This window comes from Micrococcus sp. KRD096 (genome assembly GCF_017168495.1).
Lineage (GTDB): Bacteria > Actinomycetota > Actinomycetes > Actinomycetales > Micrococcaceae > Micrococcus > Micrococcus luteus.
On record NZ_JABFAY010000001.1, the window covers coordinates 16,720 to 40,708 of the forward strand.

General features: G+C 70.6%; 24 protein-coding genes, 1 tRNA gene and 1 pseudogene. 19 read left to right on the top strand and 7 right to left on the bottom strand.

Annotated features, from left to right (window positions below; all coding sequences use genetic code 11):
* From J1M41_RS00090 to J1M41_RS00105, 4 genes are all read right to left on the bottom strand, one after another.
* Positions 1–1,547 (bottom strand): iron ABC transporter permease (locus J1M41_RS00090; protein WP_010079202.1); only part of this gene is annotated, 1,547 nt, incomplete at its 3' end.
* A gap of 77 nt (positions 1,548–1,624) precedes the next feature.
* A complete protein-coding gene (locus J1M41_RS00095; RefSeq protein ID WP_036317448.1) occupies positions 1,625–2,716 on the bottom strand; it encodes an iron ABC transporter substrate-binding protein in 1,092 nt (363 codons plus the stop codon).
* A gap of 106 nt (positions 2,717–2,822) precedes the next feature.
* Complete coding sequence (locus J1M41_RS00100) at positions 2,823–3,701, bottom strand: NAD-dependent deacylase (protein WP_095695476.1); 879 nt, start codon at positions 3,699–3,701, stop codon at positions 2,823–2,825.
* A 112-nt stretch (positions 3,702–3,813) separates the two neighbouring features.
* Positions 3,814–5,397, bottom strand: a complete 1,584-nt coding sequence (locus tag J1M41_RS00105; RefSeq protein WP_095695477.1) for an anthranilate synthase component I family protein — start codon at positions 5,395–5,397, stop codon at positions 3,814–3,816.
* 32 nt (positions 5,398–5,429) lie between these two features.
* On the opposite strand from J1M41_RS00105, the pseudogene J1M41_RS00110 reads away from it, so the two are divergent.
* From J1M41_RS00110 to dnaG, 3 genes and pseudogenes are all read left to right on the top strand, one after another.
* A pseudogene (locus J1M41_RS00110) lies at positions 5,430–6,300 on the top strand (arsenic resistance protein).
* A 62-nt stretch (positions 6,301–6,362) separates the two neighbouring features.
* Positions 6,363–6,608, top strand: coding sequence for a hypothetical protein (locus J1M41_RS00115; protein ID WP_095695799.1), 246 nt, complete (start codon positions 6,363–6,365; stop codon positions 6,606–6,608).
* Positions 6,609–6,638: 30 nt separating this feature from the next.
* Entirely contained in the window at positions 6,639–8,549 is a 1,911-nt protein-coding gene (dnaG, locus tag J1M41_RS00120; RefSeq protein WP_206450902.1) for a DNA primase, read from the top strand.
* A gap of 81 nt (positions 8,550–8,630) precedes the next feature.
* Here dnaG and J1M41_RS00125 read toward each other — a convergent pair whose 3' ends face one another.
* On the bottom strand, positions 8,631–9,305 hold the full coding sequence (locus J1M41_RS00125) for a PepSY domain-containing protein (RefSeq protein ID WP_206450903.1): 675 nt from the start codon (positions 9,303–9,305) through the stop codon (positions 8,631–8,633).
* Positions 9,306–9,510: 205 nt separating this feature from the next.
* Between J1M41_RS00125 and J1M41_RS00130 the strand changes: the two genes are divergently transcribed.
* Positions 9,511–9,582 (top strand) — tRNA-Asn (locus J1M41_RS00130).
* Here J1M41_RS00130 and J1M41_RS12340 read toward each other — a convergent pair.
* Positions 9,544–9,858 carry a helix-turn-helix domain-containing protein gene (locus tag J1M41_RS12340; RefSeq protein WP_081097766.1) on the bottom strand — a complete coding sequence of 105 codons (315 nt, stop codon included), beginning with the start codon at positions 9,856–9,858 and terminating at the stop codon, positions 9,544–9,546. The genes J1M41_RS00130 and J1M41_RS12340 overlap by 39 nt on opposite strands.
* A 110-nt stretch (positions 9,859–9,968) precedes the next feature.
* Here J1M41_RS12340 and J1M41_RS00140 point away from each other — a divergent pair, with 110 nt between their 5' ends.
* The 15 genes from J1M41_RS00140 (at position 9,969) to J1M41_RS00210 (ending at position 23,505) form a co-directional block, all read left to right on the top strand.
* On the top strand, positions 9,969–10,196 hold the full coding sequence (locus tag J1M41_RS00140; protein WP_060974140.1) for a helix-turn-helix transcriptional regulator: 228 nt from the start codon (positions 9,969–9,971) through the stop codon (positions 10,194–10,196).
* Positions 10,197–10,279: 83 nt separating this feature from the next.
* Positions 10,280–11,047 (top strand): helix-turn-helix domain-containing protein, encoded by a 768-nt coding sequence (locus J1M41_RS00145; protein ID WP_241179489.1) that lies wholly within the window; start codon positions 10,280–10,282, stop codon positions 11,045–11,047.
* On the top strand, positions 11,044–12,177 hold the full coding sequence (locus J1M41_RS12175) for a DUF2637 domain-containing protein (protein WP_206450904.1): 1,134 nt from the start codon (positions 11,044–11,046) through the stop codon (positions 12,175–12,177). The genes J1M41_RS00145 and J1M41_RS12175 overlap by 4 nt, the downstream gene beginning before the upstream one ends.
* A complete protein-coding gene (locus J1M41_RS00155; protein WP_206450905.1) occupies positions 12,174–13,232 on the top strand; it encodes a helix-turn-helix domain-containing protein in 1,059 nt (352 codons plus the stop codon). The genes J1M41_RS12175 and J1M41_RS00155 overlap by 4 nt, the downstream gene beginning before the upstream one ends.
* Complete coding sequence (locus J1M41_RS00160; protein WP_241182212.1) at positions 13,232–14,077, top strand: RNA polymerase sigma factor; 846 nt, start codon at positions 13,232–13,234, stop codon at positions 14,075–14,077. Before J1M41_RS00155 ends, J1M41_RS00160 begins: the two co-directional genes overlap by 1 nt.
* Complete coding sequence (locus tag J1M41_RS00165) at positions 14,074–14,373, top strand: hypothetical protein (RefSeq protein WP_206395744.1); 300 nt, start codon at positions 14,074–14,076, stop codon at positions 14,371–14,373. Before J1M41_RS00160 ends, J1M41_RS00165 begins: the two co-directional genes overlap by 4 nt.
* 294 nt (positions 14,374–14,667) lie before the next feature.
* Positions 14,668–15,072 carry a hypothetical protein gene (locus J1M41_RS00170; RefSeq protein ID WP_241247527.1) on the top strand — a complete coding sequence of 135 codons (405 nt, stop codon included), beginning with the start codon at positions 14,668–14,670 and terminating at the stop codon, positions 15,070–15,072.
* A gap of 183 nt (positions 15,073–15,255) precedes the next feature.
* Entirely contained in the window at positions 15,256–15,561 is a 306-nt protein-coding gene (locus J1M41_RS00175) for a hypothetical protein (protein ID WP_060774791.1), read from the top strand.
* Between the two features lie 32 nt (positions 15,562–15,593).
* The gene (locus tag J1M41_RS00180) at positions 15,594–16,634 is read left to right on the top strand and encodes a hypothetical protein (RefSeq protein WP_206395742.1); all 1,041 of its coding nucleotides are present in this window, start codon (positions 15,594–15,596) and stop codon (positions 16,632–16,634) included.
* Positions 16,634–18,223: an SCO6880 family protein gene (locus J1M41_RS00185; protein ID WP_060973428.1), complete on the top strand. Its 1,590-nt coding sequence runs from the start codon at positions 16,634–16,636 to the stop codon at positions 18,221–18,223. Before J1M41_RS00180 ends, J1M41_RS00185 begins: the two co-directional genes overlap by 1 nt.
* Entirely contained in the window at positions 18,223–19,725 is a 1,503-nt protein-coding gene (locus J1M41_RS00190) for a conjugal transfer protein TraC (protein ID WP_049145144.1), read from the top strand. Before J1M41_RS00185 ends, J1M41_RS00190 begins: the two co-directional genes overlap by 1 nt.
* Positions 19,725–21,629, top strand: a complete 1,905-nt coding sequence (locus J1M41_RS00195; protein ID WP_049145140.1) for a type IV secretory system conjugative DNA transfer family protein — start codon at positions 19,725–19,727, stop codon at positions 21,627–21,629. Before J1M41_RS00190 ends, J1M41_RS00195 begins: the two co-directional genes overlap by 1 nt.
* A 4-nt stretch (positions 21,630–21,633) precedes the next feature.
* Positions 21,634–22,014 (top strand): hypothetical protein, encoded by a 381-nt coding sequence (locus tag J1M41_RS00200; protein ID WP_049145137.1) that lies wholly within the window; start codon positions 21,634–21,636, stop codon positions 22,012–22,014.
* A 268-nt stretch (positions 22,015–22,282) separates the two neighbouring features.
* The gene (locus tag J1M41_RS00205; protein WP_049145136.1) at positions 22,283–23,131 is read left to right on the top strand and encodes a hypothetical protein; all 849 of its coding nucleotides are present in this window, start codon (positions 22,283–22,285) and stop codon (positions 23,129–23,131) included.
* The gene (locus tag J1M41_RS00210; RefSeq protein ID WP_049145134.1) at positions 23,128–23,505 is read left to right on the top strand and encodes a hypothetical protein; all 378 of its coding nucleotides are present in this window, start codon (positions 23,128–23,130) and stop codon (positions 23,503–23,505) included. Before J1M41_RS00205 ends, J1M41_RS00210 begins: the two co-directional genes overlap by 4 nt.
* Positions 23,506–23,656: 151 nt before the next feature.
* Here J1M41_RS00210 and J1M41_RS00215 read toward each other — a convergent pair.
* On the bottom strand, positions 23,657–23,989 hold a 333-nt coding region (locus J1M41_RS00215; RefSeq protein ID WP_206450906.1), incomplete at its 5' end, for a hypothetical protein.

The following is a 23,989-nucleotide window of genomic DNA, read 5'->3' on the forward strand; positions in this document are numbered from 1 at the left end:
CATTCTGACACCTCGTTCGGGGTCGACGGGGCGCTCGAGCGGCCGCGCACGGCCGCGACGATCCCCGTGCGGTGGACCACCACCCACGTGGGCACCGCGGCGAGCAGCACGAGGGTGAGCGCGTAGGGGGCGGCCTCGGCGTACCGGCCCACGCTGGTGGCGTTCCACAGGCGGGTGGCGAGCGTGTCCATGCCGGTGGGCCGCAGCAGCAGCGTGGCGGGCAGCTCCTTCATGGCGGTGAGGGCCACCAGCGCGACGCCGGCGCCCACCCCCGGCAGCGCCAGCGGCAGGGTCACGCGGCGCAGCACCTCGGCGCCCGAGGAGCCCAGGGACCGGGCCGCCTCCTCGAGGGCAGGGGAGGACTGGGCGACGGCCCCGGCCACCGACGTGACCGCCAGCGGCAGGAACAGGGTGGCGTAGGCGAAGGCCACCATCCACGTGGTCTGGTAGAGCGCCGGGACCAGGGAGACCCCGAGGAACACGAGGGAGAGCCCCACGACGACGCCGGGCAGCCCGTGCGCGAGGAACGCGGCGCGCTCGGCGATCCGGGAGACGCGCCCCGGGTGGCGGGCGGCGAGGATGCCGATCGGCAGGGCGAGGGCGAGGGTGAGCGCCGCGCCCGCGCCCGCCAGGACCACGGAGCCGGAGACGGCGTCGAGCCAGCGGTCCCGGACGGCGGACAGGGACGTGCCCTCGCCCATCCAGCGGACCAGGCTCACCGCGGGCACGCCCAGCGCGGCGCCCGTGACCACGGCGAGGAGCCCGGTGCCGACCCAGCGGGACCGGCCCAGCCGGTGCACGCTGACCCGGCGGACCGTGCGACCGGAGCGGACGCCGTCGTCGGCCCGGCGGGTGCGGGACTCGCCCCAGAGCACCAGCACCGTCAGCAGCACGAGCACGGTGGCCAGGGTGAGGGCGAGCTGCCGGTTGAAGCCCACCTCGAGCGCCGTGAAGATCGCCCGGGTGAAGGTGTCCAGGCGCAGGATGGCCACGGCGCCGAAGTCGGAGAGCACGTAGAGGGCCACCAGCAGGGCGCCGCCGGCGATCGCCGGGCGCACTTGGGCGAGCGTGACGGTGAACAGCGTGGCGGCGGGGCCGCGGCCGAGCGAGCGGGCCACGTCCTCCTGGCCGGGGTCGATGCGGGAGAGCGCGGCCGCCACCGGCAGGTATACGTACGGGTACGTGTAGAGGGTCATCACCGTCACCGCGGCCCAGAACCCCTCGAAGCGCCCCGCCTCCACGCCGGGCAGCAGGTCCGAGACGGACACCCACGTGAACGCCGCCACGTAGGAGGGCACGGCCAGCGGCAGCGCCAGCAGGACGGCCAGCAGGCCGCGGCCGGGCGTGTCGGTGCGGGTGACGAGCCAGGCGGCGCCCACGCCGATCACCAGGCACAGCGCGGTCACCACGGCGGTGAGCGCGAGCGAGGTGGCGGCCAGGGCGCCCACGCGCGGGCTCACGACGGCGTCCAGCCAGGGGCCGAACCCGCCCTGGGCGGTGCGCAGGAACAGGTAGCCGATGGGGACGAGCGCGACCGCCGCGGCCACGAGGGCCGCGGCGGTCAGCGCCGCGGGAGCGCGCCGTCCGCGCGTGCGGCGGACGGCCGGCTCCGGTGCTCGGGGGGTCAGAGCAGGCCCGCCTCCTGGATCATCTGGATGGTGGTCTGGAGGTCGTCCAGGTCGTTGAGGTCCACGTCGGGGGCCTTGACCTCGGAGAGCTCCGGGAAGCCGGCCGGCTGCTCCACGCCCTCCACGAGCGGGTACTCGCCGGTCTCCTCGGCGAAGTACGACTGACCGTCCTCGGAGAGAAGGTACTCCACGAGGGCGGCGGCGTCGCCGTCCTCCTGCTCGCCCACCAGGCCCATGCCGGACACGTTCACCAGCGAGCCGAGGTCGCCGTCGGGGAAGAAGTGCAGGGACGCGCCCAGCTCCTCCGGGGCGACGCCCTTCTCCCGGGCCAGCTCGAACAGGTAGTAGTGGTTGACCAGGCCGGTGTCCAGGGTGCCGGCGTCCACGTCGGCGAGGATCTCGCCGTTCTTCTCGCGGCGCTGCGGGTCGTTGGCGGCGAAGTCCTCGAGCCAGGTCCGGGCCTCGTCCTCGCCCTTCTGCAGGCGAAGGGCGGTGACGAACGTCTGGAAGGACGCGTTGGTGGGGGCGACGCCGACGCGGCCCTTCCACTTCGGATCGGTCAGCTCGTCGACCGACGTCGGGAGGTCGGCCTCGGGGACCTTCTCCTCGTTGTAGGCCAGCACGCGGACGCGGCCGGTCAGGCCGACCCAGTCGCCCTCGTCGTCCCGGTAGGTCTCGGGCACGCGGTCCAGGGTCTCCTGGGCGAGGGGCGTGAACAGGCCCTCCTTGGCGACGGCGCCGAGCGCGCCCGCATCCTGGGAGAGGAACACGTCGGCGGGGGAGCCCTCGCCCTCCTCGATCAGCTGCGCGGCCATGGCGGGGGTCTTGTCGTAGCGGACCTCCACCTCGATGCCGGTCTCGTCGGTGAACTCGTCCAGGATCGGCTGGACGAGGTCCTCGCTGCGGCCCGAGTACAGGGTGACCTTCTTGTCCGACTCGGCGGCGGAGGCGGAGCCGGACGCCGCGCCGGACGCGGAGTCCGAGCCGGAGCCGCCGGTGCCGCCGGCGCAGGCGGTCAGGGCGAGCAGCAGCGTGGCGGACACGGCCGAGAGGCGGACACCACGCGAGAGGGCGCGGGACTGGGGCATGGCAATCTCGATTCGGGAGGAGTGGCGGGGGCGGCGCCGCGGGCCAGGGGTTCCTGGCGGGCCGGCAAGGGGAGCCTATTAAGTCATGCGTGTGTTGTCTATTGCGTCACCATGTGACGTGCCTCGCAGTCGACAAGGCCCCCGACGGCCCGGGCCAGACGCCGGCGACGAGCGCGGGCAGCACCGCCCCGGCCGAGCCGCGCAGCGCGTGCGTCACCGCGCCGCTCAGCTCGGTCTCCACGGGGTTCACCTCGACGACGGCGACCCCGGCTCCCAGCGCCACGAACGGCAGGGACGCGGCCGGCTGGACGATGCCCGAGGTGCCGACGACGACGCACAGGTCGCAGTCCTCGAGCGCGGCGAACGCGCGGTCCCAGGGATCGGCCGGCAGCATCTCCCCGAACCACACGATCCCCGGGCGGATCAGCCCGTCCCCGCACACGGTGCAGGTCGGCGGTGCCTCGCGGAGCATCGCCTCGAGGTCGGCCTCGGAGCCGGCCGTCGCCTCGTCCGCAGGCGCGCCCGGGTCGACGTCGGCGGGGGCCCCGCAGTCGGCGCAGCGGTGCTCGAACAGGGAGCCGTGCAGGTGTGCGAGGACCCGGGCGCCGGCGCGCTCGTGCAGGTCGTCCACGTTCTGGGTGACCACCTCCAGACCGGGTGTGCGGCGCTGCCAGGCGGCGACGGCGTCGTGCCCCGGGTTGGGTCGGCGGGCTCGCACCATCCGGGCACGCCACCGGTACCAGGACCACACGAGCGCGGGATCGGCGAGGAACGCCTCCTCTGTGGCGAGCTCCTCCGCGGAGAACCGTTCCCACAGGCCGGTCTGGGCGTCGCGGAACGTGGGGATGCCGGACTCGGCGCTCATCCCCGCCCCGGAAAGCACCACGGGTCGCTCGGCGGCGGCCACGAGCGCGCGGACGGCGTCCAGCGCGTCAGGGTCGAGGTCGGGGGCGGAGGCGGCGAGGACGGGGTGCGGATCGGCCATGTCCCCAGCCTAGGCAGGCCGCACGGGTGGGCGCCCCCCTCGTTTGGGGGCGGTTTGCGGCGTTATTCCGTCGGAATACCGCCGAATATCGCCCCCGAACCACAGGGTGGGGTCAGGCGACGTCGGGCGCCGTCGTCGGCAGGCCCGTTCCGGCGGCGCGGGCGAGGGCCCGGCGCAGGCCGCGGGCCTTGAGGAGGACCTCGTCGTGTTCGGCGGCCGGGTCCGAGTCCGCGACGATCGCCCCGCCGGTCCCCACGGACCAGCGGCCCCCGGCGAGCACGGCCGTGCGGATCACGACGGACAACGACGTCGTCCCGTCCGCGCTCAGCATCCCCAGCGCCCCGGAGTAGACCCCGCGCGGGGAGGCCTCCCACGCGGCCAGCAGCTCGACGCTGCGGCGCTTCGGCGCGCCCGTCATCGACCCGCCGGGGAACAGCGACCGCACCACGTCCACGGGTTCGATGCCGGCCCGCGCGGTCCCCGTGACCGTGGAGACGAGCTGGTGGACGCTCGCGTAGCTCTCCACCGCCATGAGGGAGGGCACCTGCACGGAGCCGGGCTCGCACACGCGGGAGAGGTCGTTGCGCAGCAGGTCCACGATCATGAGGTTCTCGGCGCGCGTCTTGGGGTCGGCGGCGAGCGCGCGGGCGGCCTCGGCGTCCCCGGCCGGGTCGGCCAGTCGGGCGGCGGTGCCCTTGATCGGCTTGGTGCTGTACCGGCCCTCGCGCCCGGCGAGGAACCGCTCGGGGGAGGCGGAGACCACGGCCCACCGGCGGGAGCCCGTGCCGTGCTCCAGCAGCGCCGCATACGGGGCCGGCTGGTGCGCGGCGAGCTCGTGGAAGAGGACCAGCGGGTCCACGCGCAGCCCGGGATCGGCGTCGAAGCGGGTGGTCAGGCACAGCTCGTAGGAGTCGCCGGCGTGCAGCGCGGCGCGGCATCGGGCGATCTGCTCGGCGTACGCCGCCCGGTCCTCGCGCCACGTGCCCGGCGCCTCCTCATCGGCCCGCGGCCCCGGGACGGCGTCCTGCGGCGGGGGTACGACGGCGTCGCCCGCCGCCGTCTCGAGAGCGCGGCGGGCCGCGGCGAGGGCGCGGCGCACGTCCGCCGCCCAGCGGTCGGCCCCGGCCTCCGCGGTGGTCGGATCGAGGGAGACGACGCAGCAGTGCAGCACCCCGGCCGCGTGGTCGGCCACGACGTAGCGGGACGGGCGCACCCAGAACTGCGCGGGCAGGGGCGCGGGGTCCTCGGCTCGACGTGAGGGCGGTGTCACCCCCAGATCCGCCAGGCCGAGCTCGTAGCCGAGCCAGCCGACCAGGCCGCCGCGCAGGGGGAGGCCCTCGCCGCCGACCACCGGCCGGGGCGCGGCCGCAGCCGCGAGGCCCGCCCACGCGCGGTCCGGATCGGCGGGGTCGTCGTGCCGGACCAGGCGCGGTCCGGGGGAGGGCACACGGCCCTGCTCCTCGCCGAGCACGTCCAGGCCGTCGCCCGCCACGGACCAGCGGGCCTCGGCCGGGTCCGGCAGGGCCGAGTCCAGCCAGAACGACGCCGCCCCGCGCACCACCGCGTGCGCGTACACCGCGGCCACGGCGGTCGCCGCCGTGTGTCCGGCCGCCGCGAGCGCCGCGGCGTCGAGCGCGCGCACGGCCACGTGCAACGGGGTGGCAGCGGCCTCGGACGGTGCGGGGGCGGTGGGCATGGCCCCCAGCGTAGGGGTCAGCCCCCGCCGGGATCGCCGCGGGCGCCGTCGTCGGGTGGGCCGTGCCCGGGGCCGGCGCGTGGGCGGTGCTCGTCGAGCCGGTCCTCGCGCCGCTCCTGCTGGCGACGTTCCTGGTGGTGCCGGCGGTGGTGTTCGGGCTGAGTCGGTTCGTGGCCCACGACGACGTGCTGCTCGTGGGCGTGCTCCTCGTGCTGCTGGCCCCGTGCGTGGACTACGTCATCGCGTTCACCGCGCTCGCGGGCGGGGCGGCCGAGCGGCTGCTGGCGGCGGCTCCACTGCTCATGCTCGTCCAGCTGGTCGTGCTGCCCGTCCTGCCCGTGCTGCCCGTGCTGCTGCGCGTCGTCGCCGGCGAGGCGGCGGTGGCCGTGGTCGACGCCGGGCCGTTCGTCCGTGCCCTGGTCTTGCTGATCCTGGCGCCGCTCGCGCTCGCGGCGCTGCTCCAGTGGGGTGCGGTGCGCGGCCGGGGTGGTGCGCGGGTTCACGGTGGCGATGGTCCCGCTCATGGTCGTCACGCTGTTCACGGTGGTCGCCTCGCAGATCCGCGGGGTGGGGGAACGGCTGCCCGCGCTGGCCGCCGTCGTGCCCCTGTTCGTGGCGTTCGCCGTCGTGATGGTGGCCCTCGGTGTGGTGGCTGCGCGGTGGGCGCGTCTCGACGTGCCCGCAGGACGGGCGCTCGTGTCCTCGGGCGTGACGCGGAACTCCCTGGTCGTGCTGCCGCTGGCGTTGGCCCTGCCGGCGAGCCTGGACCCGGCCCCGCTCGTGGTGGTGACGCAGACGCTCGTGGAGCTCGGGGCGATGGTGAGCCTCGTCCGGCTGGTGCCCCGGCTGCTGCCGCTGCACGGGCAGTCCGCGGGGGCGGGCGCGGGTCGAACCGTGACCTGACCGCCCAGAATGTTGCCTTACCGTGACCGGAATCACGGTCCCGGGTGGCTATGGTGGGCGACATGAGCCTCTCGTTCGTGTCCTCGGCGCGCCGCCGTCACGGCGGCCTGGCGTCGGCCGCGCTGTTCCATCCGCTGGTCGAGGCGGCCACCGGCGCACTGCCCGTCATCGACCCCGCCACCGGGCGCCCCGCGTCCGAGGGAGTGGACGCGGCGCGGACCGAAGCGTCCCGCGCGGCAGGGACCGGTCCTGCACAGGCCGCAGCGGAGGCCGAGCCGTCCACGGAGGCCGGTTCCGCTCGGGGCTGACCGCCCCGCCCCGTCCCTAGAATGGTCCGCATGGCTGGACTGATCGTGCGCAAGGACATCGACCTCGTCCGCGAGCGCACGGATCTGAAGGCCGTCGTGGAGGAGTTCGTCACTCTGCGCTCGGCGGGCGTGGGCTCATTCAAGGGGCTGTGCCCGTTCCACGATGAGCGGACGCCGTCGTTCCACGTGCGCCCCGGCGTGGGCACCTACCACTGCTTTGGCTGCGGCGCGCACGGGGACGTCATCAGCTTCCTCATGGAGTTGGAGCACACTACGTTCACGGAGACCGTGGAGCGGCTGGCGTCCCGCGTGGGGGTGGAGCTGCACTACGAGGACGGCGGCACCGGCCCGGACAAGGCGGAGACGGGGCGCCGTCGTCGCCTGTTCGAGGCGAACAAGGTGGCGGACGAGTTCTTCCGTCGTGCCCTCGGCTCGCCCGAGGCCCAGGCCGCCCGCGACTTCCTCACCCAGCGGGGATTCACGCAGGAGCACGCGACGCAGTTCGGCCTCGGATATGCCCCGCAGGGGTGGTCGCATCTGCTGGACCACCTCCGGCAGCGCGGCTTCCGGGACGAGGAGCTGCGCGCCTCCGGGCTGGTGTCCGAGGGACAGCGCGGCCTGTACGACCGGTTCCGCGGCCGTCTGCTCTGGCCCATCCGGGACATGACCGGCGCGACCATCGGCTTCGGCGCCCGCAAGCTCTACGACGACGACCCCGGGCCCAAGTACCTCAACACCCCCGAGACGCCGCTCTACAAGAAGTCGCAGGTGCTCTACGGGATCGACCTGGCCAAGCGGACGATCGCCAAGGAGCGTCAGCTGGTGCTCGTCGAGGGGTACACGGACGTGATGGCGGCCCACCTGGCCGGCGTCGGGACGGCCGTGGCCACGTGCGGCACCGCGTTCGGCGCGGACCACATCAAGGTGGCCCGCCGCCTGATCTCCGACGACGGCACGGGCGGCGAGGTGATCTTCACCTTCGACGGTGACGAGGCCGGGCAGAAGGCCGCCCTCAAGGCGTTCGACGAGGACCACCGGTTCCTCGCCAAGACGTTCGTGGCCGTGGAGCCCAGCGGCATGGACCCGTGCGATCTGCGCATGCAGAAGGGCGACGAGGCGGTGCGCGCGCTCATCGCCTCGCGGCGGCCGCTCTTCGAGTTCGCGATCCGGGCCGGGCTCAAGGACTACGACCTGGACACCGTGGAGGGCCGCGCCGGCGCCCTGCGCCATGCCGCTCCGATCGTGGCGGGCATCAAGGACGCCGTCCTGCGTCCCGGCTACGAGCGGGAGCTGGCCGGCTGGCTCGGCCTCGACCCGAACGCCGTGCACCGCGCTGTGGCCGCGGCCGGGCGCGCGCCGCGGCGGGGGCCCGAGCCCGAGGCGCGGCCGGCCCCGGCGGACGACGGGCAGGCGATCGGGCCCCAGGGCCGCCACGGGGAGGCTGCCGCCCCGGCGCCGCGGATCGTGGTGCCGGTGGATCCGCGCGACCCCGTCGCCCGCCGGGAGCGGGAGTCCCTCGAGGTGGTGCTGCAGCATCCGACCCTGCTCTCCGCGGAGCAGTGGACCGCGCTGTACGCCGCCCGCTTCACGGTCCCGCAGTACGCCGCCGTCCACCAGGGCGTGAAGGTGGCCGGGTCGGCGGGGGCGACACCGCAGCGCTGGGTGGACGCCGTGCGGGACGCGGTGCCCCAGGAGGTGGCCGGCGTCGTCTCCGAGCTGGCCGTCCGCGACCTGCCCGCCCGCACTCCCGAGGATGTGGACCGGTACTGCCGGGACATCATGAACCGCCTGTTCGCCCTGCAGATCGTGCACCGCAAGGAGGAGCTGCTCGGGCGCCTGCAGCGGCTCGGCCCCGAGGGCGACCCCGCCGAGTTCACCCGCCTCAACAGCGAGCTCATGGAACTGGAGGCGCGCCGCCGGGCCCTCCGAGCCGACGACTGACCCCCACCCGTTTTCGTTCGGGAAACGGCGGCTTCAGGGGCGTTTTCGTTCGGGAAACGGCGGTCCGCCAGCCGCGCGGCGTCAGTGCTCGTCGACCGTGAGCACCTCGCCGGACGTGGCGTCGATCTCGACCTCGGGGCCGTCGGAGCCGTCCTCGCGGTCGAACCCGACCTCCCACTGGAGGGTACCGTTGTCGTCGTCCAGGTCCATCTCGTCCAGGGTCACCCCGTCACGTCCCTCCCGGGCGGTGTCGAGTGCCTGCTGGGCGGTGACCTCGGCGTCCTTCGTCTTCTGGACGTCCTCGAGATCCGACTCGCGGTCGGTCTCGGTGATGTCGCCGTCGGCGGTGACGTCCAGCTCCTTCACCTCCTCGCCCACCACGACGTCGACCTCCCAGGTCGTGTCATCGTCGTCGGCATCCACCGCGACGATGATGCCGTCGCCGTACTTCTCCAGGACCGCGTCGATCACGGCGTAGGCGGGCTCGTCGGCCTGGCCGGTGGCCGAGCCGCCGCCGGCCGCGGAGGCCGTCGACGAGGCCGAGTCGGAGGAGGCCGACGACGACGCCGAGGCCGACGTTGTCGAGGCGTCGTCCGTGGCGGGGGTGCTCGCCACCGCCGAGGAGGCGTCGACCTCCGGCGAGGCGGAGCCGTCGTCGCCGTTGTCGGCCGTGGTGCCGCAGGCCGCGAGGGCGAGCGCGGCCAGCACGCCCGTGCCGGTCAGGGCGGTCTTGCGCGTGAGGGTCGTGATGGTCATGGACACGTCTCTCCTTCGGGTCCGTTCCTGATGGTTCTGGGAATGTCCTCGCACCATAGGCCCGCCGGAGCCGTGCCTGGCAAGGGCCCGGTCCCCGGGCGTGGGCAGGACGACGACGGCGCCCCGCGGCCGGGTGGCGCGCAGGCGGGTGGCTCTGGTAAAGTTCCATCCGTTGTCCGAACGGCTCCGGCGGTTCGCGGCACATTCCCCCGTAGCTCAACGGCAGAGCATTCGACTGTTAATCGAAGGGTTGTTGGTTCGAATCCAACCGGGGGAGCGATCCTGAGGCCCCTGCACCGACCATGTCGGTGCGGGGGCTTCTTCGTGCCTGGAGGACGACCGGGCCGAACAGTTCAGCGAGCGTGATGTCGAGCCACCCCGCGATCGAGGCCAGTTCGGGGAACGTGAAGTCCTGCTGTCCGCTCATCCGCCGGCTGACCGCGCTGCGTGTCAGGCCCATGTGCCGGGCCATGTCGGACTGGTTGACCTGCCGGCGGCCCATCCAGGCGCGGATCTCCGCGAGGAGCGCGGTCTTGATTTCTGACTCATCCATGTGTCCAGCGTAGCGAAGGGCAGGCCAGTCGTCATGGGATACGAAAAAAAATTGCTACATAAGCAACACACGGCTTGACCAGTGTTGCGGGTAGCACAACACTGGTGGCCATGACGAGACAGAAGCAGTTAACTCTGCAAATCCGCTCCAGGTTGGCCCTGGCCGACAAAAGCATGGGGGACCTGGGCGAAGCCCTCGGTCTAAGCCGCGCATCGGTGTCAGCACGTATGAACGGGCACCGCGATTTCACCTTCACGGAACTCGAGACCGTCGCTGACTTTCTTGGGTTGTCGATGCGAGACCTCTTCGTGTTCGAGGCCGAGGAGGGGAAGCCGTGACGGCGACAGTGGTTGACCCTGACCACGGCGCGTCCATGACTGCTGCGGCAGCGCGTGACCTCACGGACCAGATTAAGACTGGCATGGAGTCGGTCTACCACCTCATCCGTTCGGCATATCGAGGACGGGCCTGGGCCGTTCTTGGCTACCGCAGCTGGGACGACTACGTGACCCGTGAGTTCGGAAACCTCCACCTCCGTCCGCCCTTGGAATATCGGCAGGACGTGGTCCTCTCACTTCGTGAGGCCGGCATGAGCGCACGCGCCATCGCAACCGCCACTCAGTTGTCTAAGAGCACCGTGCACCGGGAACTCGACGCGACGGCGGGTCGAGATGTCCCAAATGGGACACCTGGAAACGCTCGGCGGGTGACTGGCACGGACGGGAAGACCTATCAGCCGGTGCGCGAGCGAGCCGCGACGTCGTCCGAAGGGCCAGAGGCGGTGCTCGAGGGCCAGATGGGCCTGGACTCGGTGCTGGACATGCCGGCCGAGGACTTCGGGATCGAGCCGCTGAACTTGGTCCGGCACGACGAGGAACAGAAGGGCCGCGCGCGTCGTGTGCTGACTGCGTTCAACGGGTCGGGTGCGGCCGCGGTGCCAGCGCTGATCAAGGCGGCTACCCCGGTGGCCTCGCTGGTGTCGCCCGTGACGGGCAAGGCGCTGGTCGAGGACGAGGACCTTCACGGGGTCGTGTGGGACTCGGTGCGGTGCGTGCGGACTCTGGCGCACGTGATCCGTTCTGTGGGGCATGTCGAGGGCGAGTCCCAGGCAGAGATCCGGTCGACGCTGCGGGATGCGGTGGACGACCTGGACGAGGTGCTGAAGAAGATCGAGGAGGGCACGCGATGAGCGCGCAGCAGATGTGGGAGGCCCGAACGTTTGGGCCGAAAAGGGCGGAAGCCCCGAGCAGCGGGCAGGCTGTCGGGGCTTCCGAGAACGCTCAATCCGAGACGGTGCACATTCCAAAGAACACGCTGGTCGAGCACTCGAAGGATAGCACCGGGGCGCGGCCCACGGGCAGTGGGATTCGGGCGCTTCCGCGCCGGGTGAACCCGAACGATGGCCGGTTCATCCGGGCTGTGGTGGCCGGGACCGCTGTGGCCGGTCTGGTGGCGTTCTCCATCTCGTTCGCGGCGCTGTACGAGGTCGCGGCTTGGCTGGGGCTGCCGCCGTTCATGCATTGGGCAGTGCCGGTCTTCATCGACCTGGCGATCCTGGTCTACGCGGGCTCCGTACTGGTGCATGAGTCCCGAGGGGAGTCCGCGCGGGCGTCGTGGTGGGCGCTGGGAGCGTTCACGGGCCTGTCGATGATCGCCAACGGGGCGCATGCGTGGAGTGCTGAGAACGCGAGCGTGTGGCAGTCCGTGGTTGGAGTCCTGATCGCGGTGATGGTTCCGGTGGCGGTGTTCGTGGCCACGGATCAGCTGGCGCGGGTCGCGGTGGAGAACCCGGACTCGCGGCGGGCCGAGCGCGCATCGCAGGTGTCGGAGGAGGCAGAGCAGCTGAAGGCTCAGGCGGAGCTGGATCGTCAGCGCGCGGAGCTGGAGGCCGAACTCGCGGCGAGCCGCCGGCAGATCGAGGCTCAGCGGCGCGAGGCCGAGCGGGAGGCCGAGGTGGCCGAGGCTCGGCACCGGCAGGAGCTGGAGCGGATGGAGCGTCAGGCCGAACTCGAGGCCGAGCGCGATGACCGTGAGGTTCAGCAGGCCGTGGTCGAGGAATCGCAGGTCGCCGAGGGGGTCGAGGTCGTCGAGGCCGGGGCGGCGTCAGAGCCGGTCGTCGCAGTGACGAAGACGGTGGAGACGGCATCGGGTGCGGACATCACCGCGTGGATCGTGGCCCGTGCGCAGGAGGGCCAGGTGCCCTCGGCGGCGGAGGTCGCAGAGAAGTTCGGGTGTTCAGAGCGCACCGGGCGTCGCCGCTTGGCCGATGCCCGTGAGGCGCACGCCGAGGCGTTCGGGACCGGGGAGGAGCAGGCATGAGCATCGAAGCGATGAAGTGGGCGCAGAAAGTCGCGGAGACGGGCCAGCTCAACACCGGCCAGGCGTTCGTGCTTTTGCTGCTGGGTGACCATGCGGACGAGGCGTGGTCGTGCCACCCGAGCCAGGAGTTGTTGGCCCGGCGGTCGGCCCAGACGGTGCGTTCGGTGGAGCGGCACATCGCCCGCCTGCGAGACCTGGGCCTGGTGGACACCGAGTCTCGGTACGGGGACGGGCGCGGTCGGATCGGCTTGAGGTACTACCTCCGCGAAGAGGCCCTGAACGGCCTTGTCCAAGACCCCGAGACCCGCATGAACACGCGACCCGACAACCTGTCGGGTAAATCTGAGACCCGCATGAACACGCGACCCGACAATCTGTCGGGTAAATCTGAGACCCGCATGAACACGCGACCCGACAACCTGTCGGGTAAATCTGAGACCCGCATGAACACGCGACCCGACAACCTGTCGGGTGAGTCGACTCAACCGACAATTTCGGCGGACTCACCCGACAATTACGACTTTGCCGACTATAAGGATCGCGCGCGGACTAACCCTCAAGAACCCTCATCTGTCCGTCCGTCAGTCCGTCAGTCCGGTGCAGTGCGCGCGGAGACGACGACGGACGACGGACGACGGACCGATCAGGCCATCGACGGTGGGGAAGGCGTGGGGCTGGTCCATCGGGGTGTGGTTCTGGCGGATCTGGTTCAGCGGGTGCCGGCGGCTGCGGACCTCGTGGACGAGCAGCTGCGGTCCATCGTGGACGTGGTCTTGGCGCGGGCCTCGGGGCCGGTGCGCAAGCCCACGGCGTTCGTGGCGCGGTCGTTGGCCTCGGAGTTCGAGGAGTTGGTCGCGGTGACCCGGCCCCGGCCGGTGGCCGTGACTCAGGCTCCGGCTGCTTCGGGGCAGGTGCGTGAGCTGCGGACCGGTGAGCCGTGCCAGGACCCGGACGTGCATGTCCCGGCGTATGGGCAGGCTGTGCTTGCGGATTGCCCGCACTGCCGGCTGGAGCGTCGGGCGATGCCACGGGCGTTGGTGGAGGCGGTGGAGTGATGGCCGGGCAGGCGGACCGGGTGGCTCCGGCGGGGATGGTGCTGGTGACGGGTGACGAGCTGGCGGAAGCGGTGGCCTCGGTGCGAGGCACGGTGGTGGCCGTGCTCGGACCCTCGGGCAACGGCGACGTCGTGGAGGACGTGCTCCAGAGCACGTGGGAGTCCGCGTGGCACTCCCGGGAGCGGTTCGATCCGGACCGGGGTTCCCTGCGGACCTGGGTCGGCACCATCGCCCGGAACCGGGCGGTGGATCATCTGCGGGCGGTCGGCCGGTCGCGGGCGGGCCAGGAGGCATTGGAGGCTTCCGCGGTGGCGCGGGAGAAGACTGCGGTGTCGATGGTCATGGAGGACCCGGCTGAGGCTGTGGTTGAAGCGCTGGCTGCACACCGGGAAGTCGCGGAGGTGATGCGGGTGGTCGAGTCGGTCATGGAGTCCTCGGAGATGACGGCCCGTGCCCTGGCCGTGGTGTTGGCGTTCGGGGATGACGTCGTGGCGGCATCGGAGGCGATGGGCGTCTCGGTGACCGCACTGCGTCAGGCCCGGCGTGAGCTGGTGCGCTGTGCCCGGGTGGTCCGGGCGGCGCAGGAGGTGGCCCGTTCGGGGCAGGCGGTGACGATGCGCGTGCTGATCGGCTGCCTTCCCGACGACGGGGACGCGGGGGACTGGGCGCGGCAGGTCGCGCTGGCATGCGCGCAGGCGGGGGGCCGGATGGAAGCGGTCACGGTCGAGGACGTCATGCAGGCCACCGGGTTCAGCCACTCCACGAGTCGGCAGTACCTGGCCGAGACACGGCACCTGCTGAGGGTGGCGACAACGGTGATCCGAAACGAGAGGGCAGAGAAGTGAGCGATCAGACGGAGTTCGAGCAGAGCCATGACGTGCCGGAGGGCCAGGAGCCGCGCGTGGTCTACGTAGAGCGGGACCGGGGGCTGTTCTCGTCCGTGCGGCGGCTGCGCCAGCGCACGGGAGAGGCCGGGCGTCGGTGGGTGGCGGAGTCCGTGGACGCGCCACTGCCGACGTCGTGGCAGGAGCGTGTACCGGCCGGGTGGGACTCGGCCCGGGGTCGGTGGGTGATTGCGGCCGTGGCGCTGGTGGTGCTCGTGGTGTGGGTGCTGGTGGTGGTGCAGGTGATGGCGGGCTGACAGACCTTCGCGGTGGCGACCGCGAATCCAGGACGAGACACGGCAACGAAGCAAGAGCGGGTCGGACGAGCGACGAGGAGTCGGACATGTTGAACGGAATCAACCCGGACGGGCTGTCGGGGTGGTCACAGATCAGTGGATGGGTGGTCGGGACGGCGCTGGTCGTGCTGATCCTGGCGGTGGGTGCTGGCGTGGTGTTGGCGGTGTGGGGCAGGGCCTGGTTTTCGCCTGGCGGGATGCGGAAGGGGTGGACGATGGTTGAGCTGGGGGGCTGGGCTGGGGACGAGCGAGCTGATGCCCGCCGGGGCCAGGCCGCAGTCGGTCGCGATCGAGAAGAACGCCCCGAAGCAGACCTGCAACCGGCAGGCGGTGCGGGACTTCGACAAGGAGGAGCCGTCGCCGGATCGGGCAGAGCGTGAGCGTGTGATCAGTGCGTTGCTCGGTGGACAGCCCGCGTTGGACGGGTACGAGTGGGGCAAGGAGGCTACGGGCACGGAATCCTCGTACACGGTCGTCACATCGGTGAAGTGGTACGCCACGGGCGAGGTGAACGGGTCGGGTGAGCCGGACTGCTCGGCACAGAACGAGGCCACGGCCGAGTGCTCGCCGGTCGAGGTGCACGTGGCGCGTCAGTCGCTGACCAACGGTGCTCAGACCGGGCGGACCCTGACGCTGACGCGGGGTCAGAACTGCTCTTAATCTGATCTGCGAGTTGCCCCCACCTGCTGCGGATGCAGCGGGTGGGGGCTTTCTCGTGTGCGGGCCAGGTGACATGCGTGGCGGTGGGGCGCGTCGTACATCTGGCAGCGGGCGGGAGTTGCCCGTTCGGCCCGGAAGGTATCCAGGCCGTCGTCACATCACATCCCTACGGGAGGACCTCTGATGAGCAATCTGATTCACGCGGCCACCACGGTGGCTGCCGGTGTCCCGGACATCGCACCGAGCTTCAACGGGCCGTGGATGCCCACCATCCAGAACATCACGGGCCTGGCGTTGGGCACCTTCCTGGTCATCCTGATCGTCGCCGTCGGCATCGGCGTGCTGGTCTGGATCTTCGGCAAGCTCTCCTCGAGCGGCCGCGCGCAGGACGTGGGTATCAGCTTCGTGGTCTGGGGCATCGTTGCTGCGGCCCTGATCGCCGGTGCTGCGAGCCTGATCGGCTGGGGCGCTGGCCTGCCGCTGTTCTGAGGTCCTGAGCGCACTCACGGAGGGAGAGAACGATGTGGGAGAAGGACTTCGAGGAGTTCATGCGGGGTTCGATCCTGGGGCTGGCGAAGGCCGCTTCCGGGCTGATCGAGCAGGCTTTCTCCGTGGGTGCGCTGACCCCGGAGTGGTGGGTCACGGTCGTCGGCGGGCAGGTCACTACGACGGTGGCCGGTGGCGAGAGCACGGTGATCGACCACCCGGGGATGCTGAACATCATCGTGGTGGCGATGATCCCGCTGCTGATGATCTTCGTGGCCGTGCAGGTCGTGCTCTCGGCGGTGCGCGGGTCTACGGCCGGCATGGTGCGCGCGTTCCTGGCGGCGGTGTTCAGCATCCCGGCGACTTACGTGGTGGTCGGGCTGGTGTGGATGGCGATGGGGGCGACCCAGCAGCTGACCTTGTGGATCTTGCGGGTCGGTTCCGGTGGCACCGATGGCCAGGACGAGGCGGTGGCCGGCGTGCTGGGGCTGTTCGGTCTGACCTACGACGCCGCCAACGACAAGATCCTGCTGGATGAGAACTTCGCGCAGTGGGAGATGGCCAGCGAGAACTCGGAGAACGGGATGATCGTGGTCGCGGTGATCATCGCGCTGGTGATCTTCTTCGCCTGCTTCGTGCTGATGGCGATGATGATCTTCCGTCTGGTGCTGATTCTGATCTTGGCCTCGTTCGCGGCCCCGGCGATCTTCTCGTTGGCCCTGGAGCCGGCCAAGGCGCTGGCGGGGCGGTGGCTGTCGATGATGCTGGGGCTGATCATGGCCGGGCCACTCGCAGCCGCCGTTGTGCGGCTGGGCATGGCGATGGCGGCATTGTCCACGGATTGGGTGCAGACCGTGGCTGGCATGGTGCTGGTGTTCGTGGCCGCGGCCATGCCGATCTTCATGCTTGCAGTCACCGCGTGGCTGGCCGGCGGTGCTGGCCAGGCTGAGCAGGCGGGCGTGATGGCCGCGAGCCGGGCCGGGCGTGGAGCAATGAATTCGATGCGGGGCGTTTCGGCGCGGGCTGGCCGGATGCGCCAGCGTGCCGGGGCGATGGTGATGCGAGGAGGCCGCTGATGGCAACGATGATTCAGGAGTCGATGGACTCGGAGTACGACGACGTCCGATTCCCCCAGGAACGGACTCAGGGACTGATCCTGGGGCTGACCCTGGAGCAGGTGATCGTGGTTCTGGCCGGCGTGCTGATCGGCATGGCGTTCATCCTGCGTGGCGGGCCGGCCATGCTCGTGGGTATCGGGCTGATGGCCGTGATCGGCGCGTTCGGCGCGACCCGGTTCCGTGGCCGGTCCCTGCCTGGCTGGGTGTGGGTGGCGATGCAGTACCTGCGGCGCGGGGCAACGGATCAGCTCGAGTACCGCCAGGGGATGGCCCCGGCACACGTGCTGGAGCTGGTGGACGGCGAGCCGCAGGCCCCGGTGAGCGAGGCAGGGCCGCAGGCTCAGCGCGATGCGAAGGGGCGGATCAAGCCGGGTGAGCCGGCACGGTTCCGGCTGCCGGGTGTGGCCGGTGAGCTGATGGTCTACGCGATGCCCAACGGGGCCGGGTTCGTCTGGGACCCGCGCGCCCGGGAAGCGGTGGTCTGTGCGAAGGTCATGACGACGCGGGGCTTTGACCTGGAGTCCTTCGACGCTCAGGAGGAACGGTCCCTGTCGTGGGGATCGTCGCTGGCGGCGCTGTCGCGTCTGCCGGGTGTGGTGCGGATTCAGGCGTCGGATCAGACGACGCTCATCTCCGGTGCGGCCGTGGAGGACTTCTACGAGTCCAAGCAGGAGGGCGCGGGCCGGTCAGGGGCAAGCGTCGACCCGTTCCTGGACCAGGCGTTCCGTGAGCTGATGAAGGAGGCCCAGTCGATGCCGGTGCACGAGCAGTGGCTGACGCTGGTGGTCTCCCCGTCGAAGATCACCTCGCAGGTCAAGGCGCTCGGCGGGGGCACCCCGGCGCTCATGGAGCACATGCTCAAGCTGATGACGACGGTGGAGAGCACGCTGCCGCGCTCGGGGACCCAGGTGACCGCCTGGCACTCTCCGCGCACGCTGGCCGGTCTCTCGCGGTCGGCGTTCGACCCGGACGCCTCGGTGATGGTCTCGACCATGAAGGCGGACGGGAAGACGGCGGGTACCGCGCCCTCGAGCGCGGGACCGATGGCCGTGGAGGTCCATGCGGGCCACATGGTCACGGACGGGAACTACCACCGCACCTACAAGGTCTCCGAGCTGCCGCAGAACCTGGCCCGGCTGGGGTTCCTGGACGAGCTGGTGTTCGCCGGGGACTTCCGGCACACGGTCTCGGTGTTCCTGGCTCCGGTGGAGCGTGGGGCCGCGGTGCGGTCCGTGCAGCGGCGCAAGACGGACTGGCACACGAACTCGCGGCTGATGAGCAAGCTCGGGCGCATCGGGTCGTTGGAACATGACCAGTCCCTGGAGGACGTGGAGCGCGAGGAGGCCGAGCTGCGGCGTCGGCACACGGGCGTGGATGTCGTCGTGCTGGTCACGGTGACCGGGTCCTCGCGGTCCGAGCTGGAGTCCGCGGCTGCGGAGGTCGTGGCCTCCGGGATCACGGCCGGGTGCGAGCTGCGCCCGGTGTGGATGGAGCAGGACGCGGCGTTCGTGGCCGGTGCCCTGCCGTTCGGAAGGATGAAGCTCTGATGCGTGAAGAACCGAAGGTCGATCTGTTCCAGATCATCGAACCGGGCAAGGACGAAGCCCGAGAGGCCAAGCGTGCGGCCCGGGAGCTGGAGCGAGGCCAGCGGGCGCTGCGGAAGGCGATGGCTGCGCAGGCTAAGGAGGTGCGGTTCCCTCAGCCGCAGTGGGGCAAGGCCGGACCGCGCGGGGCACGGCAGCTGCGGGGGATGCGCACGCTGGCCCCGCGGCCGGTCCGCACGACGACGCATACGGCCTCGACGGCGTACCCGTTCGTGGCCGGCCCCGGTCTGGGTGCGCGCGGGCTGATGATCGGCAAGGACATGCACGGCGGCGGCGCGTTCTGCTTCGACCCGTGGGCACTCTATGAGGCCGGGATCATCTCGGGCATGTCGATGATGCTGTTCGGTCAGGTGGGCACCGGGAAGTCGTCACTGGCCAAGTCGCTGGCGGTGCGGCAGGTGCTGGCCGGGCGCAAGCTCTCGGTGGCCTCGGACAAGAAGGGCGAGTGGACCCGTGTGGTCAAGGGCCTGGGTGGATCGGTGATCCAGGTCGGCCCTGGCCTGGACACGCGCCTGAACCCGTTGGACCCGGGCACCCGGCCCTCGACGGACGTGCAGGGCGAGCTGATGACGGATCGGGCGTGGGCCTCGATGGTGCGGACTCGGCGCATGTCCATCTTGGTGGCCCTGGTGAAGATCCTCACCGACCGGGACATGACCTCGCCCGAGCACCATGTGCTCTCGGCGGGCCTGGACGCGGCTGTGGCGGTCGCGGACGCCGAGGGACGTCCGCCGATCATCCCGGACGTGATCCGGGCGCTGGACGCGGCCCGCACGGACCCGGACGCGATGAAGGCGCAGGCCGCGTCGGTGACGATGATGACGCTGGGCCGCGTGTCCTCCGGCGATCTGGCCGGCATGTTCGACGGGGAGACCACGGTGGTCCTGGACGATCAGGCGTGCGCGACGAGCATCGACACCTCCGCGTTGCTGGGTGCCTCCCCGGAGGCGGTGCGCGTGGTCAACGCGTGCGCGGGCGCGTGGACCGAAGCGATGGTCACCACGCGCGACGGCGGGCAGCGGATCGTGATCTACGAAGAGGGCTGGGACAACATCAGCTCCGAGGCCGACCTGCGGCGCATGGTCGAGCAGTGGAAGCTCAGCCGCGCCTACGGCATCTTCAACGTGCTTGTGCTGCACAAGATCGCTGACCTGGACATGGCTGGTGATCAGAGCTCGAAGATGGCCGCGATGGCCCGGTCCCTGCTGGCCGACGCGGACGTGAAGGTGATCTACCGGCAGGACCGGTCCGCGCTGAAGATCACGACGTCGGAGATGGAACTGTCCGACCGGGAGCGGTCCCTGGTGCGGTCCCTGCCCAAGGGCACGGGCCTGTGGCGTCTGGGGGATTCCTCGTTCGAGGTGCAGAACGTGCTCACGCGGGCCGAGCTGCCGCTGTTCGATACGGACGAGCGCATGGACAAGGCGAAGGAGGCGGTGGCCTGATGCGACGTGAACGTGGCAACAACTCGGTCCTGGAAGGGGACAGCCCGGCCGAGACGGCACTGATCTGGCTCATCGGTCCGGCCGTGCTGCTCTACGGGGCGTACCTGCTGGCCGGGTTCCTGGCCGGGCGTATCCACTGTGGGGCACCGACGAAGCCGGACTCGCTGTTCGCGCCGCTGGGCTTCCTCGTGGGCGAGCACGACCCGGCCACGTTCGGGGCCACCGCGCAGGGATGCACGGCGACCACCGGCGGGGTCATCGGCTGGCTGATCGGTCTGGGTGTGTTGGTGCTCGTGCTGATCGGCGTCGCGGTGACGGCGTGGAGCCGATACCAGCAGTCGGACAAGAAGTTCATCAAGGAGCTGCGCGAACGCGAGGGCCTGGCCCGGTCTACGGAGATCACCAAGACGGTGGGCCGCAAGTCGGTGCTGTCCCGGGTGAAGAAGGTCCGGCCCTCGATCAAGAAGCCGGCCATCACGGACGGGGCCATGCGCCTGGGCAAGGCCGAGGGCGTGGACGTGTTCGCGAGCTACGAGGAGTCGGTGGTGCTGATCGGCCCGCCGCGCTCGGGCAAGGGCGTGCACCTGCTGATCGGCGCGATTCTCGACGCACCCGGCCCGGTCATCACGACCAGCTCACGTGCGGACAACCTGGGGGCCACAGCCGAGCTGCGCAAGAAGAAGGGACCAGTGGCCCTGTTCGACCCGCAGGGACTGACCGGTCAGCCCTCCACGCTGAAGTGGTCCCCGATCACGGGCTGTGAAGAGCCGCGTGTGGCGAACCAGCGGGCGGCGTCGCTGATCGGTGCCTCCGGCCTGGGGTCCTCCAGCTCGAACGCGGAGTGGCAGGCCCCGGCCATCACGATCATGGAGTGCCTGCTGCACGCCGCGGCGCTGGGTGAGCGCACCGTGGATGACCTGATGCGGTGGGGCAACAACCCGGCCGAGGCCAAGGAGGCCGTGAAAATCCTCACCGAACATCCCAAGGCCGCGCTGAACTGGAACCTGGTGCTCAAGGGCATCATCGAGGGCGACCCGAAGCTGCTCCAGTCCAAGTGGTTCGGCGTCGAAGGTGCGGTCAAGGGGCTGTCGGTGCCCGAGGTCCGCGACGTGCTGCGACCCAACCGGTTCGAGGAGACCCTGGACATCGACAAGTTCCTCACCGAGTGCGGGACGCTCTACATCGTGGGCACCAAGACCGGCGGCTCGTCGGCGGGGCCGTTCCTGATCGCGATGATGGACGCCATCACCGAGCGGGCGCGCGAGCTGGCGGCGAAGTCGCCCGGGAACCGGCTCGACCCGCCGCTGTCGCTGGTGCTCGATGAGATTGCGAACATCTCCGGTGCCTGGCCGGGGCTGACCCAGCTCATGGCTGACGGCGGCGGCGTGGGCATCTCCCCGTTCGCGGTGTTCCAGTCGATGGCTCAGGCCCGCAACGAGTGGGGCGAGCAGCAGGCGCAGGCGTTGTTCGATGCGGCCACGGTGAAGGTCCAGCTCGGGGGTGCCTCGAACGTGTCCGACCTGGAGCAGTTCGCCAAGCTGGCCGGCCAGCGCAAGATCATGCGGACCTCGAAGTCTCGCGGCAAGGACCACACCTCGGTCTCCGAGCAGATCCACGACACCGACGTGGTCTCGGTCGCGGAGCTGCGTCGGCTGCCGTTCGGGTGGGGGGTCCTGCTGAACCGTAATGGGCGTCCGATCCTGATGCAGATGACCCGCTGGTGGGACCGCAAGGACGGCAAGCAGATCAAGGAGGCCGCGGGGCGGTACTCGAAGGCGCTGCTGGCTGAGCTGGAGTCCAAGGACCCGGCCCCGTCCACACCGACCGACGCGGACCGGGCCGAAGAATCCGTGGCGGCGTTGGACCCGGTGCCGGAGACGGCCCCGGCGATCCCGGTGCGGTGAGGGCATGGGCAGGTTCGGGCTGCACCGCACCAGCTCGGCCGAGTACAAGCGGTACCTGCGGTCCCAGGCATGGGGGTACAGGCGGGTGCGGTGGTTCGCAGACTGCCGGCAGGCCGGCCAAGAGCCGGCCTGCCAGGTCTGCGGGATCACGCTGACCCAGGCTGGGACCCTGGACCTGCACCACGTCTCGTACAAGGGCGTGGGCCAGGACGAGGAGGGCCGGTGGCAGGCCCGCGAAGCGCACAACGACCTGATGCCGTTGTGCCGGGACCACCATCAGCGGCTGCATCAGATCATGGACGGCAAGAAGGAGTTCTTTGGATGGGACCGCAGGCGGGCCACGGTCGTGATCGTGGCCAGGATGATCCGGCAGAGGCAGGCATGAGCACGGACGGGGGTGCACGGTGCCATGTCTGCCAGCGGCCCGTCTCCACGAGGTGGCACTGCGCCGATGGACGATACCTGGACCGCGCCGAGTGTCGTGCCACCGGCGGAATCGGGGTGTGGTTGTGCGGTACATGCGAGGACGCCGCGCATCGCTACATGCGCTCGACCGGGGCAGACGGGCGCGAGGCCGTTGAGGAGCTGTTCGCCCGGCTCGAGAGGCTGTTGGGCGGGCCAGCACGCCGGTACACGAGGGAAGGACGGAACTGATGGCATCGCCCTGGGTTGAAGACGACGAGCCCACGGACTGGGAGGCGCCGGCGGCCGCCGATGACGACGGACAGACGGGAACTCCGCTGCCCTACGTCGACCCGGAGGTCGCCGCGGAACTCGCGGGCGAGGGTCCGCCGGTGTGGATGGGCACGCGGTGGAGGGAGATCAAGGCAGAGCACCAGTGGGAGGCGTGGAACACGCTGCGTCGGTGGGTGGACTGGTTCGTAGCCGAGTACCGGCTGGTGACCTCGGTAGTGCCACCCTGCTGGTACAAGCACTCGGACCTGACGGCCGAGCTGTATGCGGCGATGTGCATGGAGTACAAGGTCTGGGAGGAACAGGCTCCGGGGCTGGGCCCGATGATGATGTGGCACCCGCATGTGGAGATGCTCACCGCGCGTCTGCGCCGCATGGTGGATGAGGCCGGCTGCGCGAAGATCGGGAGGCACAAGGAGCCCGAGGCGTACGGAGACCGGCCAGCGTTCACGCTGGACTACGACGAGGACGACTTCACGGCCTGGGCTGGTACCACCCGTGAACAGGACACCCTCGAACGACCCGCGACGGGCGTGCAATACGTGCGGGCACGTGTGGTGGACGGCGACGGCGGGCAGGTCGCGGTGTCGAACCCGGTGGGGCTGGCCGCCTCCCGGCAGCCTGAAGACGTGGCCGTGGTGCTGGAGATGTCCTCGTCTACGCCGTCGGCTCCACGGCTGGCGGTGTCCGTGGCTGATAGTCGGGACGACCTCAGTGTGGAGTGGGAGAGCTCCCCGGACGGGCACATCTGGGGCACCCTGGGAGATGAGCAACAGCCGGAAGACTCGAGCGAGGAGGAACGACGATGAACTGGGTTCGCGGCACCGGTAGCCCGTGGAACATGCACTGGGTCCAGCAAATGGACAGGCAGGAGTGGGACCTCTATGAGGACGACCGCACCGGCGCAATGTGGGTGGAGCGGGAGTACGGCACCGTGCTGGCCATGCTCAGCGACGGTGGCTGGCGGATGACGAAGAACGGGGCGCCGTACCGGTCCCGGTACCGCGTGTTCGAGTTGGCCGGAACCGATGTTATCGAGCGCACGGATGTGTTGTTCTCGGGGCTGGCTCATGGTGGGCACTTCGATGAACGCCAGGAGGGTGCTGGGCGGTATCAGGCCGTGCGTCGGGAATGCGTCGAAGCAATCGAACGGAAGCTCCAGGTCGCTGTGACGCAGAGCTGACTACAGGAGCACCATGACGGAGCGGCCCCGATACCGGAGAGGTATCGGGGCCGCGGGCTTCTCGGTCTGACGTAGGAGATTCAGTCAGGACGGCCAGCCTGTGATGCCTTCGAATAGTTGGCTCAGGCTGAGGCTGGCCGTCGTGTTGGGGTCAGTCAGTGCGATTGGTGGCGCGACGATGCCGTGCGGTCTCGAAGATCACGTGCAGGATCGAGGCAACCAGAATCAGAGCAAGTGCAAACCACGTCCACCCGTCCAGGCTAAGGTTCGCGATGTCGTGGCCCTGGTTCTGAAGGTCGGTGATGGTGCTCTTGAACTTGTAGCTGACGATGGCTGACAAGCTGACCAGGACAACAAGAGTTGAGTCCCTGATAGTGGTGTAACCCTCCCCGGCCGCCAACACCGTCCCCAGCATGGACGCGGTCACCGTGGGAGCCTTCGAGTGAACCTTCCACAGCACTCTCGAAAGGGACATCACCACGAT